The following is a 14,909-nucleotide window of genomic DNA, read 5'->3' as shown; positions in this document are numbered from 1 at the left end:
GTGCCGGGCACGCTTGAGCCGGTGATGCCGCCTGGCGTTCGCGTGCCCCATCCGCGGCGGACCCGGGGGGGGCGGCGCCGCTCGCACACCTGCCGCGCGAGCTGCCGGAACCCGCGACCCGGCTGGCAGCCGCCTTGCGCGCGGCCGCCGTAGAGAGCGAGGCGTAGACGAACCCGGTCGGCCGTGGGATCGGTGCCGGGCGCGCTTGAGCCGGTGATGCCGCCTGGCGTTCGCGTGCCCCATCCGCGGTGGACCCGGGGAGCGGCGCCGCGTCCTGCCGCGGGAACTACCGGAACCCGCGACCCGGCTGGCAGCCGCCTTGCGCGCCGCCGCCGTAGAGGCTGAGACGTAGACGAACCCCGCCGGCCGTGGGATCGGTGCCGGGCACGCTCGGGCCGATGATGCCGCCCGACGTTCGCGTGCTCCCGATCCGTGGCGGACCCGGAGAGCGGCGCCGCGTCCTGCCGCGGGAACTGCCGGAACCCGCGGCCCGGCTGCCGGATCACGACCGTGCCCGGCGCGCGCTCGGCACCCGCGGTCCGCATGCTCCCCCGTCCGCGGCCAGCGGCGCCGCGTACTTCTCGGCACCTGCCCGAACCCGCGGCCCGGCTCGCCGCCGCTGTGGAGGCCGAGGGCGTAAACGTTCTCGCGACGCCTCGGTGACGGCCTGCTGCCAGGCTGGGGTCTCCCGGAGCGGGAGGAGAGCCGTCCCATGCCACCGCCGCCGAAGGCTCTCGTGAAGGTCCCTTCGGTGACCACCACCGCTCAGGCGGCCGCGTCCACCCCGGTCACGGTGAAAGAGCGGCCGCCGCGGCGGAAGAGCGTTCCGCTGCCGCCGTCGAACGCCGCCGCGCTGGCCGCCTTGCGGGCCGGGGACAAGAAAGAGCTGGCCGATCCCTCGCGCAAGGAGTCGCAGGACAAGGTCGGCAACGGTGCGGTCGCCGCGAGTCTCGCGCGCGGCCCGGGTGCGGATCCGAAGTTCGCGGTGCTGAAGAAGGACATCGCGCACAAGAAGCACACGGTCGCCCGCTCGCACCCGCCGGCGAGCAAGGAAGCCGGCTCGGCGCAGGCCGCCTCGGTGCCGCCCAAGGACGACGAGGTCGCGCAGGGCAAGACGGCCAATGCCGAGAAGATGAACGAGGCCAAGCCGAAGGACTTCGACAAGGACGCGTTCGTCAAGGCCGTCGAGAAGGCCATCGCCGAAAAAGCGCCGCAGAACCTGGAGCAGGCCGACGAATTCGCCGACTCCGGCAAGCCCGCCGAGATCAAGGCGGAGGTGCAGGGCAAGGTCGGCGAGGGCAAGTCGGACTCGGCCGCGCAGATCGCCGACACCACCGCCGCTCCCCCGGACACGTCCGCGGCGGAGACCAAGCAGGTCGTGCCGATGGCAGCCGACCGCCCACCCGGCACCCCGGCCACCCCCGACCCGGCGAAGGCGACGCCGGACAAGCTGCCGCCGTCGGCCACGGACCTCTCCGCCGGCCCGGCCAAGGTCGATCAGGTGATGGCCGACAACCACGTCACCGACAAGCAGCTGACGACGGATCCGGCTTTCACGCCGGCGTTGCAGGACAAGAAGACCGCGGAAAAGCACTCCGAGGCGACCCCGCCGGAGCTCCGCAAGGACGAGACCAAGCAGCTGCGCCAGACCACCGCGCAGGCCAAGGGGTTCGGCGCCGCCGCCATGGGCACGATCGCCGAACGCCGACGGCGCACCGGCAGGCAGGTCGGCGGCGGGAAGGACGCGACCAAAACCAGCGACCAGGACAAGCGGGCGGAGGTCACGGCCCGCCTGCAAAAGGTCTTCGACACCATGAAGACGGAGGTGGAAGGCATCCTCACCGGTCTCGACAAGCTCGTCGACGACCAGTTCACCCGCGGCGAGAAGGAAGCGCGCGACGCGTTCACCGCCGAGCACCGCCGCAAGATGGACGACTACAAGGCCAAGCGGTACGGCGGCACGTGGGGCCTGATCAAGTGGGGCCACGACAAGCTGTTCGGCCTGCCCGACGAAGCGAACCAGATCTTCGTCGAGGCGCGCGACAACTACGTCAAGCAGATGCGCGAAGTCATCTCCGCCGTCGCGGACACGATCGGCCGCGAGCTGACCCGGGCGAAGCAGCGCATCGCGAAGGGCCGCGACGAGCTGCAGGCCGAGGTCAAGGCGCTGCCGAAGGACCTCCAGGCGCTCGGTAAGGAGGCGGCCGCCGGGTTCGCCGACAAGTTCGACGAGCTCACGCAGTCGGTGGACGACAAGAGCACGGAGCTGGTCGACACCCTGGCCACGAAGTACACCGACGCCGTCAAGGCGGTGGACGACGAGATCGCCGCGGAGAAGGAGAAGAACAAGGGCCTGGTCGACAAGGCCCTCGACGGCATCAAGGGCGTCATCAAGACGATCCTCGAGCTGAAGGACATGCTGCTCGGGGTGCTTGCGAAGGCCGCGCAAGCGGTGATGGCCATCCTCAAGGACCCGATCGGCTTCCTCGGCAACCTGGTTTCCGCGGTCGGCGGCGGCCTCAAGCAGTTCATGGGCAACGCGAAGACGCACCTGCAGCAGGGCGTCCTGTCGTGGCTGCTGGGCACGGCCGCGACGGCCGGGATCGAGCTGCCGAAGAGCTTCGACATCGTGAGCATCCTGCTGCTGATCGCGAGCCTGATCGGCTTGACGTGGCCCAACATCCGCGCCCGCATCGCGAAGAAGGTCCCGAAGGAGGCCATGTCCGCCATCGAGGCAGGCGAACACGCGCTCCCGATCGTCATGGAGGTCCGCAAACGCGGGGTGCGGGCCCTGTGGGACGACCTCAAGGCCAAGGTCGGCGACCTGAAGAAGAACCTGATCGACAACCTGGTGTCGTACCTGCTGCCGACGATCGTCATGGCGGGCATCACGTGGATCGTCTCGCTGTTCAACCCGGCGTCGGCGTTCATCCGCGCCTGCAAGATGATCATCGACATCATCAAGTTCATCGTGACGAACGGCCGCCGGATCATCGAGTTCGTCAACACGGTCCTGGACGCGGTGATCGCGATCGCCAAGGGCGGCACGGGCGGGGTTTCGGGCTTGGTGGAGAAGGCACTGGCCCGCTCGATCCCGGTGCTGATCGGCGCACTGGCGGCGTTGCTGGGGATCGGCGGGATCGCGGGGAAGATCAAGGAGATCTTCCAGAAACTGGCCCGCCCGGTGAACAAGGCGATCGACTGGGTGATCGACAAGATCGTCGGCCTGGCGAAGAAGGTCTGGGCGAAGGTCAAGGCGCTGACCAAGAAGCTCACGGACAAACTGAAGTCGGCGGCGAAGAAGGGGCAGGCCAAGCTGAAGGCCGCCGGCAAGAAGCTGAAGGACAAGCTGAAGCGGGCCGGTAAGAAGGTCAGGGACAAGGTCAAGGGCGCCGCCAGGCGGATCAAGGACAAGTTCAACAGGAAGAAGAAGCCTCGCCGCGACAAGCGTTCACCCCAGGACCTGCAACGCGCGCTGGACGCCGCGCTGCTCGAGGCCACCGCGCTGCTCGACGCGAAGTCGGCGACGGTGGAGAGTGTGCGGCGCGGGCTGCCGCCGATCAAGAAACGGCACGGTCTGACCAGCATCCGGCTGGAGCACGGGCCGGAGAAAAGCTACTTCGTCGAGCTGGCCATCAATCCCCGCAAACGCACCAAGCCGAAGAAGTTCACCGAAGAGGAGTACGCGAAGAAGTTCCCCTACAAGATCGGCGAAGCCGAGCGCCCCATCGACATCGACCGCGTGCCGCCGGTGATCGACACGCTTCACCGGATCCTGATCCCGATGCGGGGCCGCGATCCGGTGACCGGCTTCGTCGTCACCATGTCGGCGACCCCGGGCGAGGTGCTGGCGCAGCCCAACATCGCGGCTCGGTACCTGGTCGATGCGTGGCAGGGTCCCGGCGGGGACAACCTGGCCGCGGCCCGTACCGCCGTCATCATCGGGGTCAACACCCTCGAGCGGCTCGACCCGACGAAGGCCGCGGACGAGCGGAACCAGGTCGGTGCGGCCGTGCGGAAGATCAGGGTGCCGGAGGAACTCCTCGCCGCCGCGTTCGGCTTCGTGTGGACACCGGCGTGGCGGCACGTGAAGGAGAAGCGGCGGGCCCCGATGTCCGAAGTGCGCCAAGCGTATGCGGGCCTGACGAAGGACGAGAAGGAACAAGCCGTCGCCCGCAACGAAACACGCTGGCAGGAAGACCACAAACTGCCTTACGGTGTCTTCCACGAGGTGGGGTTCCTGTCCGGCTTCACCCAGCGGGCCGTGGAACTCCTCGGCAAGGTCAACCAGCAGGTGTACGCGGTTTCGCAAGATCCGGACACCGACGTCGTCACGCACGAAGGCATGGGTTTCCTGCGCGTGTACGACCAGGTGCTCCGGGATGCGGCGAACGACCCCATCCTCGTCATCGGCGGCTACCACTTCGAGGGCTTCGACTGGGGTCCGCTGGCCGGTTCGCGCACGGCGCAACTCACCGTGCTGGCGAACCGGATCGACCACGCGATGAAGATCGCCATCGGCAAGGTGTACCCGCAGCTGCTGTACCCCGCGGAGCCGAACATGCTGATCAAGGTGTGGGAACGGGACACCTCGCGGCAGATCAAGCTCCTCTTCCAGGACACGCGGCACCTGGCGGTGCTCCGGGCCGCGGAAAACCAGGGCATGCTGTGGGGCATCGGCGCGGGCGAGGGGCGGCACATCGGGGAAGTCCTGAGAGAACGGCACGGCGTCTCGGTGCTCCACGTGCCGGCCGCCGCCCTCACCACCAGCCCGTTGCCCGAAGTCCCGACCCGCGGCCTGACGATGACTCCCGAGGACGTCCGCATCTTCGCGTCTCCCGATGGGCACCCCGACCACCCGACCATGCCCCGGCACCCGGTGTACGGCGCCATAATGCAGTCGCAGACGGTGCTCATCGCCCGCCGGCTCGCAAAGGCGTTCGCCCAGACCCACCCGCTCGACGACGCCGCACGACGACGGCTGGAAACGCGGGTCCTCACCCACGCCGAAGCGGTCGCCAGGATGATGGCCGACAACCCGGGCCTGACCGCGCACAGCCAGGCTATCGTGAACCGTCTCGCCGAGCTCGACGCGGACGTCGAAGCATTGCTGGCGGAGACGGGCGGGAACCGGCGGGACGCCGACACCATCAAGGCGGCCAAGCTGGTCACACGGGAGATGATCACCACCATGACGGCCGAAGACCTCAAGAAGCACTGGCGTCAGCTGAGCGCGCTGCTCGGCGACATCATGCGTGACGCGCCGCCGAGCCAGGGCGGTCCACGATGACGGAACACCCGGTCGAGGAGCTGCGCGCGCAAGCATCGCGCGGGGACTACGTGTCGATGGCCCGCTTGGCGAAAGCGTTGTACGGCCAGGGCCTGACCACTGCGGAAGTCGTTTCGGAGTGTTACGGAACCGGCTTCCCGGACGAATTCTTCGTCCTCGCCGCGGATCGGCTGACGAAACCGCGGCTGATGGTGGATCTGACCGGCCTGCCGTGGCGGCTGTGCACGTCACCGGCCGAGGGCGGTCCCCCGATGGCGCCGAGCGCACTGACGGGAGAAGCGGAACGGGACGTGTTCGCGCGAGACCCCGACCTGGCTCCGCTCGTGCAGCTCCTCGCCCCGCGGGAAACGCGGGAGAACGCGGTCATCGGCTACCGGATCACGGATCTGCGCGCGGGCGGAACCGCGGTTTTCCGCTGCCGGGTACCCGCCGCCTCTGAGGAAGAGATCGAACGCTGCGGCGAATCCCTGCTCGGGTTCCTTCACACGCACCACCTCGAGTACCTCCGGGCGGAGGAACGGATCCGGCGCTCACCGGGCAACTGGGGGTTCGGCGCGGTCGACCGGGAATCCGTCGACGGGATCCGGTCGCTGGTCGAAGGGATCGAGGGCCTGCAACGCGAGGTCGGCCGGATCGGGACGTGACTCAGCAGCCGGAACAGGCTTCCTTCCTCGGGACCACCATCGGCACCACCCTCATCGCCGCCCCGGCCATTGCCGCGTTCCCCACCCGGTCCTGCCCCGCCGCCAACGTCGACGCCAAGTGCGACGGCACCGTCTTCGAACTCCCGTCCATCGCCGTCTTCGCTGCCTGAGCGTTGCCGATCACCGCCGGGACCAGGACGACCTTCTGCTTTCCCCGGTCGGACGCGGCCGCCGTCCGGAGTTCCCGGGCTGTCACCGGGATCGCCGGTTTTGTCTGCGGGGGCATCAGTTCAGGCATGCGCACTCCCGTTGTCGGTCAGTAGTCCAGCATACCGGCCCAGCTCCGCCGGGCGGAACAACCGGGCCTCGCGCTGGAACTGGCGGGAGACGCCGCGGACCACGTGGCGCATGGCGATCGCGTCGCTGCCCGTGTCGGCCGCGGCCAGTGCTGCCGTGCGGGCCGCCGACGTGATGCCCGCGCCCGTCATGTCCAGGCGGCACAACGCGTCCACGTCGACGTCCGGGGCCAGCGGGGCCTCCGGGGGGAACGCCAGGTGCCACAGGCGGCGGCGCTCCGCCACGCCCGGGCGGGGGAAGTGGACCACGAAGTGGAACCGGCGGGTGAAGGCCGGGTCGATGTTCTCCTTCAGGTTGCTCGTCAGGATGATCAGGCCGTCGCTCGCTTCCAGGCGCTGCAGCAGGTAGCCGACCTCCAGGTTGGCGTAGCGGTCGGTGCCCTGCTTGACCTCGCCGCGCTTGCCGAACAGCGCGTCCGCCTCGTCGAAGAGCAGGACCGCGTGGCTGTCCTCCGCCTGGCGGAACACCACCTCCATGTTCTTCTCCGTCTCCCCCACCCACTTCGACACCACCTGCGCCAGGTCCACCTTCAGCAGCTCCAGGCCCAGGATTCCGGAGACGACCTCCGCCGACATCGTCTTGCCCGTGCCCGGCTCGCCGGTGAACATCGCCTTGACGCCGCCCGTCGTCGTCTTGCGGGCGAAGCCCCACGTCTCCGCGATGCGGGGCCACGCGCGGAACGCCGACGCGATCTCCCCGATCTGGGCCATCTGCGCGGCCGGCAGGACCAGGTCCGCCAGGCCCCGGCGCGGGATGATCGACTGCACCGCGCCGCTGGTGCGCCCGCGGGTCACCGTGGCGATCGCGGGCTCGACGTGGTCGCTGAGCCGGTGGCCGTTGCCCGACAGGCGCGCGCCGGTGTCGGCGACCGCGGCCACCGCGCTGAGTTCGCCGCCGCTCATCCGGTAGCGGGCGGCCAGGTCGGCCAGGACGTCGTCGCCCAGCACCGGGAACGCCGACGACCACATCGCCCGGCGTTCCGGGAAGCCCGGCGGCGGGATCGTCACCTCCGCGTAGGTGCGGGCGGCCAGCAGCCGGGGCGGGCGCCACGGGGTCGCGCCGGTCAGGCACAGCGGCACGCCCGAGCTCACCCACGGCTCGTCGGCCTGGGGGTCGCGGCCGTCCGTCGGGAGCCACAGGATCGCCTCCAGCGCGGCGGCGGTCCGCAGGTCGGCCGCCGCGTCCGCGGTCACGCGGCGCAGGGGACGCCCGGCCGCGGCCGCCAGCGCCTGCGCGACGTCGAGCTGGCTGTCGGCCGGGCAGCCCCACAGGCCGACCACGTCGACGTCGCCGCCGGCCAGCGCGCGGCCGAGCGTGGTGAGCCGCTCCGACTCCAGGTACGGCGACGCCACCTGGCGCGGCGGGCGGGTGACTTCGCCGGGGTCGTGGCCGAGGACGCCGACGTCGCCGCCCCAGCCCATCAGGTACTCGAACACGCCGCCGCCGAGGGTCAGCTCCTGGGCGAGCTCGGTCGGCGCCTCGCCGTACGCCTTCACCAGGCCGTAGCGGCGCAGCCGGCCCGCGGACCCCAGCGCGCGGCGCAGGGCCAGGCGGTCGGCCGGGGTCTGGGCGATCACCGCGACCAGCAGCTCCACGCACGGCGCCCGCCGGTTGAGGTTGTCCACGACGTAGGCGTAGACGCGCTCGTAGCCGGGGTCCAGCTCCGGCGCGGCCACCAGCAGCAGCGCGTCCTGCTCGTCCCGGGACAGGCCGTAGCGGGTCGCGAGCGCGTCCAGCGGGAGCGTCAGCCCGCGCGCGGCGGCCAGCCGCCGGAGGTGCTGCTCGGACTCCGGCTCCGGCCGGGCCGGCGACGCGGGCTCGGTCATCCCTTCGGCGAAGGCGTCGACGCGGTCGAGCAGCGCGTCCACCTGCTCGTCGGTGACGCAGAACGGGGTCAGGTCCGGGCGCGTCAGCACCGCCGCGGCCTCGGCCTGCCGGGCGACGGCGCCGCGCAGCGCCTGGTGCAGTTCCGCCAGGCGCACCCGGAGGTGCTCGGCCGCCGGCCCGCTCACGTCAGCCACCGGAGAAGGTCAGGGTCCGGCCGTCCAGCCAGACCACGTCGGGTACGTCGGTGAGGGCGCCGCCCCGCCACAGGTCCGTGTGGCGGCGGCCCAGCGGGATCTTCACGCGCACCGCGTCGCGGGTGAACCGGACGGTGGCCTCCAGGTCGGCGAACGTCGTCAGGGCCCGGACCGGGGAGTCGCCCTCCCACAGCTGCCAGGCGATCATGCCCAGCGCCAGCGCCGCCGCCAGCGAGACGCTGTGCTCCAGCGCGCGGTCCGCCGCCAGCGGCACGGCCCGGTGCTCGACGAACAGCGTCCGGGCCAGTTCGTCCAGGCGCTCGGCGGAAAGACTCGTGGCCAGCCGGGGTTCCACGCCACCGGTCGTCCACAGCGGGGTGGGCCAGCGCAGGCGGGTCAGCGGGTCGTCGCGCAGCGGGCGCGCGTCGGTGATCAACCGGACGCCCGCCGCCGCCAGGTCGCGCAGGCCGGACGCCGGGAGCGGGCTGTCGCGCACCAGCACCGGCGGCCGGCCGCAGGCCGCCCAGTGCGGCACCAGATCGTCCACTGTGGACGTCCACGCGATCGGGAACAGGCCCTGCGCGTCGACCAGCAGCAGGCCGTCGTCGACGCCCGTGATCAGCAGCGGGCCGGCCCGGTCGTGGCCGCGGCACAGCGAAAGCGCCAGCACGCCGTCCAGCACCGGCAGCGCGGGGACGGCTTCCCCGGCGAACGCGGTCAGGTCCGGGACCGACTCCAGGCCGGCGAACGTCGCCGCCGCGAGGTCGTCCGCGGGGGTCCGCCGCCAGCCCCGCTGCGGTGCGCCGAGGACCTTGTACGCCAGTGCCGCGGCGAACAGCGGGGTCGCGGCGGCCAGGTCCACTCCGGACAGTGCCGGGCCGATCGCGTCCAGGTAGCCGGTCCTGGCCAGCGGGCCGGCCAGCAGGAACGGCAGCACCGAGCCGACCCGCGTCTCCCCCGCCGGCCTCGAAGACTCGGTCACGGACGCCGTCGCGGCGATCGGCGCGATCTCCGCACCGGCCGGCCCGCCCGGCGAACCCAGCAGCAGCCCGGCGAAGTCCGCGCGGGTCGCGGGCGGCCAGGCGAGGGACCGCCGCCGGGCCAGCTCCGCCGCCAGCACGACGGCCGGTCCGGGCAGCTCTTCGGCCACGAACGAACCCCCGGGCTCGCCGGCCACCGGACCAGCGCGTTCGGCGGCGGACTCGGCGAGCAGCGCGGACAGGTACCGCCGCACCGTCTCCTCGGGCAGCAACGCGAGCAGCGCGACCAGTTCTTCCCGCGCGGCGAGCTCCTCGAACAACGCCGCCGCCGCCGACGGCGGGCTTTCCGGCGTGCCCGGACCGGACTCCGGCACCTCGCCACCTCCGTCCGATGGGGACGACCGGGCCGGGAGCACCACCGGCACCGGCAGCGGGATCGACTCGGACGGCGTCCCGCCACCCGCCGCGACGGTTTCGAGGACCAGGCCCGAGGGCACCAGCCCGCTTCCGCCGCGCCCGGCCGCGGACAGCCGGACCGACAGCCGCACCGGCTCGGTGATCTCCACGTCCGGGCCGTCGCCGTCGAGCAGGTCGTCGAACCGCTCGGCCAGCAGTTCCGGCAGGGCGTCGAGGGCCCGCTGGACGAGGCCGCGGGGGTCGGGCCCCCAGCTCCACCCACCGCGCCGGACCACCCGCACCACGCACCGGCGCACGGTGACCTCGCCGCCGGTGGGTGCGCTCACTTGGCGACCTCCACCAGGCGGCCCGCCCAGCCCGCCACCAGCACCAGCACGGCGTGCGCGCCCGTGCTCACCGTCAGCGGCAGCGACACGTGGTCGTCGTCCTTCTTGACGACCCCGGCGACCGGCAGCGTGTCGGGCCCCTCGGAGACCAGCGCGAACACGGCGGTGTCCGCGTCCGCGACGCCCGGCAGCTTGACGAGCAGCCCGGTGGGGTCGAACTCGACCGGGACCTTCAGTTCCGCCAGTTCCTTCAGCGCGGGCTTCGCCGGCTGGCCGGACACCCGCGTGACACCGTAGGCCAGCGGATCGAGGAACACCGCCGGCTGGTCGTCGGCCTCGTGCACGGCCAGTTCCCGGCCCCCCAGCGACAGGGTCACCAGGTCACCGGCCTTGAGCGAGAGCCGCACCGGCAGCGCGGCGCCGACCAGGGCGTCCGCCGCCGGCACCGGCGTGCCGATCGCCTTGACCGCACCGACCACGATGCCGGTGCTCGACTCGTACACCGCGAAAACGCTCACCCTCGGCCACCCCCGCTCGTCGCCGCGACCGTTGCCAGGACCAGGAAGTCGACCGAGCCCGACGCTTCGGTGACCGCGGGACCCACGCCGGGGTCGTAGGACCGCAGCCGGCACCGGACCCGCCGGTCACCGTCCACAGTGGCCTCCACAGGGACGGTCAGCCCCGCTTCCGACGGCGGGATCCGCGGCGTCACGTAGACGTGCAAGGACACCCGGCCGTCGGCGATCTCCGCCGCCGTGACGCCGGACGGCAGCGGCAGCACCATGCCGTCGGTCGCGCTGCCCGACGTCGCCAGCACGCTGCCCGCCGAGGTCTGGCCGGAGAAGCTGCCCGCGATGGTCAGGTTCCCGTTGGCCTCCACCGTCAGCAGCGGGTCGACGTCGCCGGATCCCTTGTACAGCCCGTAGACCAGGGTCGGCGCGGGCGCGGCGGACAGCACCAGCGCCGGCTTGCCCTCCTGGACCTCGGGCAGGGTGCGCAGCGCCAGCGAACCCGACCGGGCCGACACGGTGTCCGCGCGCACCCCGACGTACCGCGGCCCGACCCCGCGCGCCGCCGGGACCACCGCGGTGAAGTGCGCGCCGTTCCACTGGACGAAGCCCAGCAGGACCAGCCACTGCACGGGCGGGGCCGCCGGAGCGGCGGCCACCGCGGGCGGCTGCTGGTCGGCCACCAGCCGCTCGTCGCCGAGCCGCCGGAAGAGGATCTGGTAGGACTCCTCGACCCGGGTCGGCCCGCCGGAGCCGGCGCACGAGGCCGGGCCGGTCGGCGGCTGGGTCCGGTCGGCGGCGGTGAGGAACACCGGGTACGGGTCGGTCGTCTTCCCGTCGGCGCCGTTGACGGCCTCGAAGTCCGCCTCCGACAGCACGACCGGCGCCGGCACCACGATCTCCCGGCCGGTCCCGTCGACCGCGAGCCCGGCTTGCACGCTCACCTCGACGAACCGGTCGCCCGACACCGGATCGGTCCGGTTCTCGGTCGTCAGGCCGAGCCCGTCGGCGATGCCCCAGTCGTGCGAAAGGCGCGCGTGCCGGACGGCCGCCGAACGGGCGTGGGCTACGGTCGCCGCGAGGTCCGCGGCGGCGAGCACCTGCCCCTCGTGGAACTCCGGGCGCAGTGGACCGGTCACGACGTCTCACCCGACCGCGGCTTGCGAGCGGAACCACCGCCGCGGGCCGAGGAGGACCGGCCCCGCCGCGGCGGCGGCTTCGGCTTCTCGACCTGCTCCTCGGCAGAATCAGCAGCATCGGCAGCGCCGGCCTCGGCCGAGGCTTCCGGGTCCGGGGCGCTCTCCAGCTCCGAGAGCCGGTCGGACAGCCGGTCCGGCAGCTCGTCCCGCACCTGCGTGACCTGCTCCCGCGCGGTGTCCAGCTGTCCGCGCAACGCCTCCACGGTCGCGACCAGGTCGCTCACCTGGCCCCGCAGCGCGTTCATCTCCTGCAGGCTGTCGGTCACCTCGGCCGGCACGGTGTACACCTGCTCCCGCACCGGCTTCGGCACGGTCTCCCCCGGCGCCGGGGTCACCAGGAGCTCCCACATCCGCTCCAGCGGGCTCCGCGACCGCCATTTTTCGAGCAGCCGCGGCACGTACGGCCGCGGGATCGGCCCGGTGGCCGGCACGGACGGCGGCCGGTGCACCGGCGTCGGCTGACAGCAGATCTGCTCGGCGAAGTGACGCAGCTGGTACAGCTTCGGCAGCCACTCGCCGTAGGCCGAACCACCCGGCAGCACCTGCTCCCGGGTCGCCGAGCAGACGCGCACGACGTCGCAGCCGTCCAGCTCCAGGTGCGCGAGCAGCACGTCGTTGTCGGCGCAGTCGGCGCACGGCGGGTTCAGCGTCGAGCAGGCCGCGTCGGTGACGAACCGGAGCACGGAGGTCGTCAGCTTCCCGGCCGCGTCCGTGAGCAGGCCCAGGTCGGCGACGGTCAGCCGCTGCATCCGGTCCGGCTCCGGGATGGGCAGCGGCTGCGGGATGGCGACCGTGCGCACCTCGTCGTGCAGCTTGCAGTCCGCGACGCCGGCCACCCGGTCCAGCCGGCCGAGCAGCCACTCCCGGATCCGCACCAGATCGGCCCGGAACTCGGCCTCCAGCACGTTGTCCAGCGGCGTGCCCTGCGCCAGCAGGCGCAGCTCGATGGGGGCGTCCGGATCGAGGGTGACCAGCCGGTTCTTCACCTCCGCCACGACGGCCAGCGCGATCTGCCGGTGCGCGAGCTCCGGCCAGACCTCCCGCGGGTCGGTCTCGGCCAGCCGGGCGCAGGCCGCGCCGAGCACCTCCCGGGCGGTGTCGATCGAGCCGAGTTCTTCGTGCCGGCCCCGCAGCTCCTGCTGCCCCGCCTCGTCGTAGGTGTCGTACCGGGCGACGGAAGCGGCCAGCGCCCGCACGTACTCGGTCTGCTGCCGCGCTTCCGGTGGCTGCGGGGTGTCCCCGGCGGCCTGCAGCAGGGCGAGGTTGTCGCGGTACCGGACCAGGTCGGCGTCGTCGAACCGGATCGGCCGGGTCGAGGAGCCGCCGGCGACCGCCATCGGGTCCAGGTAGCGCCCGAGCCGCGCGCTCAGCAGGCGGATGTGCTCGTAGGCGTCCTTGTCCCCGATCTGTGCGAGCAGCTTGGTGGCGGGGTTGTACCGGTGGTCGTCGGTCGTGTCGCACTTGACGACGAACCGGAAGCCCTCCTCGACGCGGGACGGCACGCACCCCGGCGACGGGCACGGCTCCTCGGTGGCGAACGGCGTGACCGCGCCGGTCATGCTCTCCTCGTACCGCACGAAGAGCCCGAAGTGGCGCTGGTCGTCGTCGCACGGGTCGCCGCAGCCGACGCCCGGCGAGGACACCCGCAGCTCGCGCACGAGCGCCTGCACGTCGACCTTCTCCTTGCAGGACAGCACGATGTCGTTGCCGCAGCAGTCCAGCGCGTGCCCGGGGTGCACGAGCACGGTCCCGCCCGTGCACGAACCGCAGGTGACCTCGAGCCCGCACACGACGCCGGGACCCGACAGCATCCGGTTGTGCAGCCGGTCCTTCCCGGCCACGTAGTCGGTCAGCAGCGTGAGGTCGTCCTCGGTGAGCAGCTGCCCCGAGAAGAACCGCGGCCGGACGAACGCGGCGGGGAAGGCCGGCGCCCCGCCGCACCCGCACCCGCACCCAGTCGTGCTCATGAACGCTCCTCGGTGATGAAGAACCAGCTCTCGAAGACGTCGCCGCCGGCGCCGGTGCCCGACGTCCACGGCCCGATGCCCGTCGGCGGGACGAGGCACCCGGTCGGGTCCGGCTCGGGCTTGGGGTCGTGGCCGTGGCCGGTCTCGGTCTCGACGTCGGTGTCCGCGTGGCCGGTGAAGGGGACCCGGCCGCCGACGTTGGTGCCGTCGACCGGGCGGCAGCAGTGGTCGAGGATGAACGCGGCGCGGACGGTGATCAGCACGCGATCGCCGTCCTGCAGGGTCTCGCGGGTCGTCTGCCGGTAGCGGAAGTGGTCGGTGAACTCGCCGTCCTTCGGGGTGGGTTCCTCGAACGCGCCGCCCATGTACCAGGTGTCGGCGTTGCGCCCGGCCCCGCCTTCGATCACCTGGATCTCGACCACCCCGCGGCGCAGGCTGTCGACGCGGACGCCGTCGGAGAACTCGACGACCAGGCCGCCGGAGTTCTTCTGCGTGCCGAGCAGTTCCCTGGCCTCGTTCACCGTGTAGGTGTGGCCGTGCTTCCAGTTGACGCCGGTGATCACCGTCGGGACGCGGCGGCCGAAGAACCGGCGGACGTCGAGGTGGATCCGGTCTTCGCGGACCGGCTGGGCGAAGTCGACGTCGTCGATCCGGGCCAGCCACAGGACCTTGTGCTCGCACCGGGTGCAGCAGGTTTCGCAGCGCTCGTCCTTCGGCGGCGTCTTGGTGGTGACGCGGACGCAGTAGCTCTCCTCGGTGTAGCCGAAGTCGCAGTCCGAGGTGTCCCCGCAGGCGGAGTTGAACACCGTCCGGGTCGGCTCGACCGCGTGTTCGGTGTACTCGACGCCGACCCACACGGTCGTCCCGGTGCGCTCGTCCTCGGGCAGCGCGTCCCACAGGTCGATCGCGCAGCTGCCCGGAACGAGCACCTCGTTGCCGTCGCAGTCGACGCCGAGCCCGCTGGTGATGTGCACCCTGGCGTGGTGTTCGTGCTTTTCTTCGCCGCCGGTCTTCGGCGCGGGTTCCACGAACAGCCCGCACACCACGCCGTAGCCGAGCAGGCAGCGCATGCGCAGCTTCAGCTTTTCGCGGAAGTACTCCTGCTCCCGCTGGAAGTCGCGGGCGGTGAGCAGCCTGCCGTGGAAGTACCGCAACCGGCGGAATGCCTGTTCCTCTGTCGTTGCCTCGGTCATCTCTTC

At 72.1% G+C, this 14,909-nt stretch carries 9 protein-coding genes; 3 read left to right on the top strand and 6 right to left on the bottom strand.

The features are described 5' to 3' along the window. The first annotated feature begins 751 nt into the window (after nt 1-751). Genes AB0B33_RS39745 through AB0B33_RS39735 form a run of 3 tightly spaced genes read left to right on the top strand, consistent with a single transcriptional unit; the run spans nt 752 to nt 6,104 of the window. Entirely contained in the window at nt 752-5,290 is a 4,539-nt protein-coding gene (locus AB0B33_RS39745) for a hypothetical protein (protein WP_360781736.1), read from the top strand. Beyond that, entirely contained in the window at nt 5,287-5,934 is a 648-nt protein-coding gene (locus AB0B33_RS39740; protein WP_360781735.1) for a hypothetical protein, read from the top strand. The genes AB0B33_RS39745 and AB0B33_RS39740 overlap by 4 nt, the downstream gene beginning before the upstream one ends. After that, nucleotides 5,931-6,104: a hypothetical protein gene (locus tag AB0B33_RS39735; RefSeq protein WP_360781733.1), complete on the top strand. Its 174-nt coding sequence runs from the start codon at nt 5,931-5,933 to the stop codon at nt 6,102-6,104. Before AB0B33_RS39740 ends, AB0B33_RS39735 begins: the two co-directional genes overlap by 4 nt. A 120-nt stretch (nt 6,105-6,224) precedes the next feature. Here the strand turns inward: AB0B33_RS39735 and AB0B33_RS39730 are convergent, their stop codons facing one another. From AB0B33_RS39730 to AB0B33_RS39705, 6 genes are read right to left on the bottom strand one after another with little or no spacing between them, the layout of a single operon-like run. Beyond that, nucleotides 6,225-8,312 carry an ATP-binding protein gene (locus tag AB0B33_RS39730; RefSeq protein WP_360781731.1) on the bottom strand — a complete coding sequence of 696 codons (2,088 nt, stop codon included), beginning with the start codon at nt 8,310-8,312 and terminating at the stop codon, nt 6,225-6,227. Further along, nucleotides 8,305-10,035: a hypothetical protein gene (locus AB0B33_RS39725; RefSeq protein ID WP_360781729.1), complete on the bottom strand. Its 1,731-nt coding sequence runs from the start codon at nt 10,033-10,035 to the stop codon at nt 8,305-8,307. The genes AB0B33_RS39730 and AB0B33_RS39725 overlap by 8 nt, the downstream gene beginning before the upstream one ends. Then, complete coding sequence (locus tag AB0B33_RS39720; RefSeq protein WP_360781728.1) at nt 10,032-10,553, bottom strand: hypothetical protein; 522 nt, start codon at nt 10,551-10,553, stop codon at nt 10,032-10,034. Before AB0B33_RS39720 ends, AB0B33_RS39725 begins: the two co-directional genes overlap by 4 nt. Further along, entirely contained in the window at nt 10,550-11,683 is a 1,134-nt protein-coding gene (locus AB0B33_RS39715; RefSeq protein WP_360781726.1) for a hypothetical protein, read from the bottom strand. Before AB0B33_RS39715 ends, AB0B33_RS39720 begins: the two co-directional genes overlap by 4 nt. Then, the gene (locus AB0B33_RS39710) at nt 11,680-13,710 is read right to left on the bottom strand and encodes a hypothetical protein (RefSeq protein WP_360781724.1); all 2,031 of its coding nucleotides are present in this window, start codon (nt 13,708-13,710) and stop codon (nt 11,680-11,682) included. The genes AB0B33_RS39715 and AB0B33_RS39710 overlap by 4 nt, the downstream gene beginning before the upstream one ends. Next, the gene (locus tag AB0B33_RS39705; RefSeq protein WP_360781722.1) at nt 13,707-14,903 is read right to left on the bottom strand and encodes a hypothetical protein; all 1,197 of its coding nucleotides are present in this window, start codon (nt 14,901-14,903) and stop codon (nt 13,707-13,709) included. Before AB0B33_RS39705 ends, AB0B33_RS39710 begins: the two co-directional genes overlap by 4 nt. Between the last annotated feature and the right edge of the window lie 6 nt (nt 14,904-14,909).

It is taken from the genome of Amycolatopsis sp. NPDC049159, from assembly GCF_040648295.1.
GTDB classification, from domain to species: domain Bacteria; phylum Actinomycetota; class Actinomycetes; order Mycobacteriales; family Pseudonocardiaceae; genus Amycolatopsis; species Amycolatopsis pretoriensis_A.
This window is presented reverse-complemented; position numbering and strand designations above follow the sequence as displayed.

Bases quoted from the DNA above. Each gene is read 5' to 3' on its own strand.
- AB0B33_RS39740 (WP_360781735.1), top strand. From the start codon at position 5,287: ATGACGGAACACCCGGTCGAGGAGCTGCGCGCGCAAGCATCGCGCGGG.
- AB0B33_RS39710 (WP_360781724.1), bottom strand. From the start codon at position 13,710: ATGAGCACGACTGGGTGCGGGTGCGGGTGCGGCGGGGCGCCGGCCTTC.
- AB0B33_RS39705 (WP_360781722.1), bottom strand. From the start codon at position 14,903: ATGACCGAGGCAACGACAGAGGAACAGGCATTCCGCCGGTTGCGGTAC.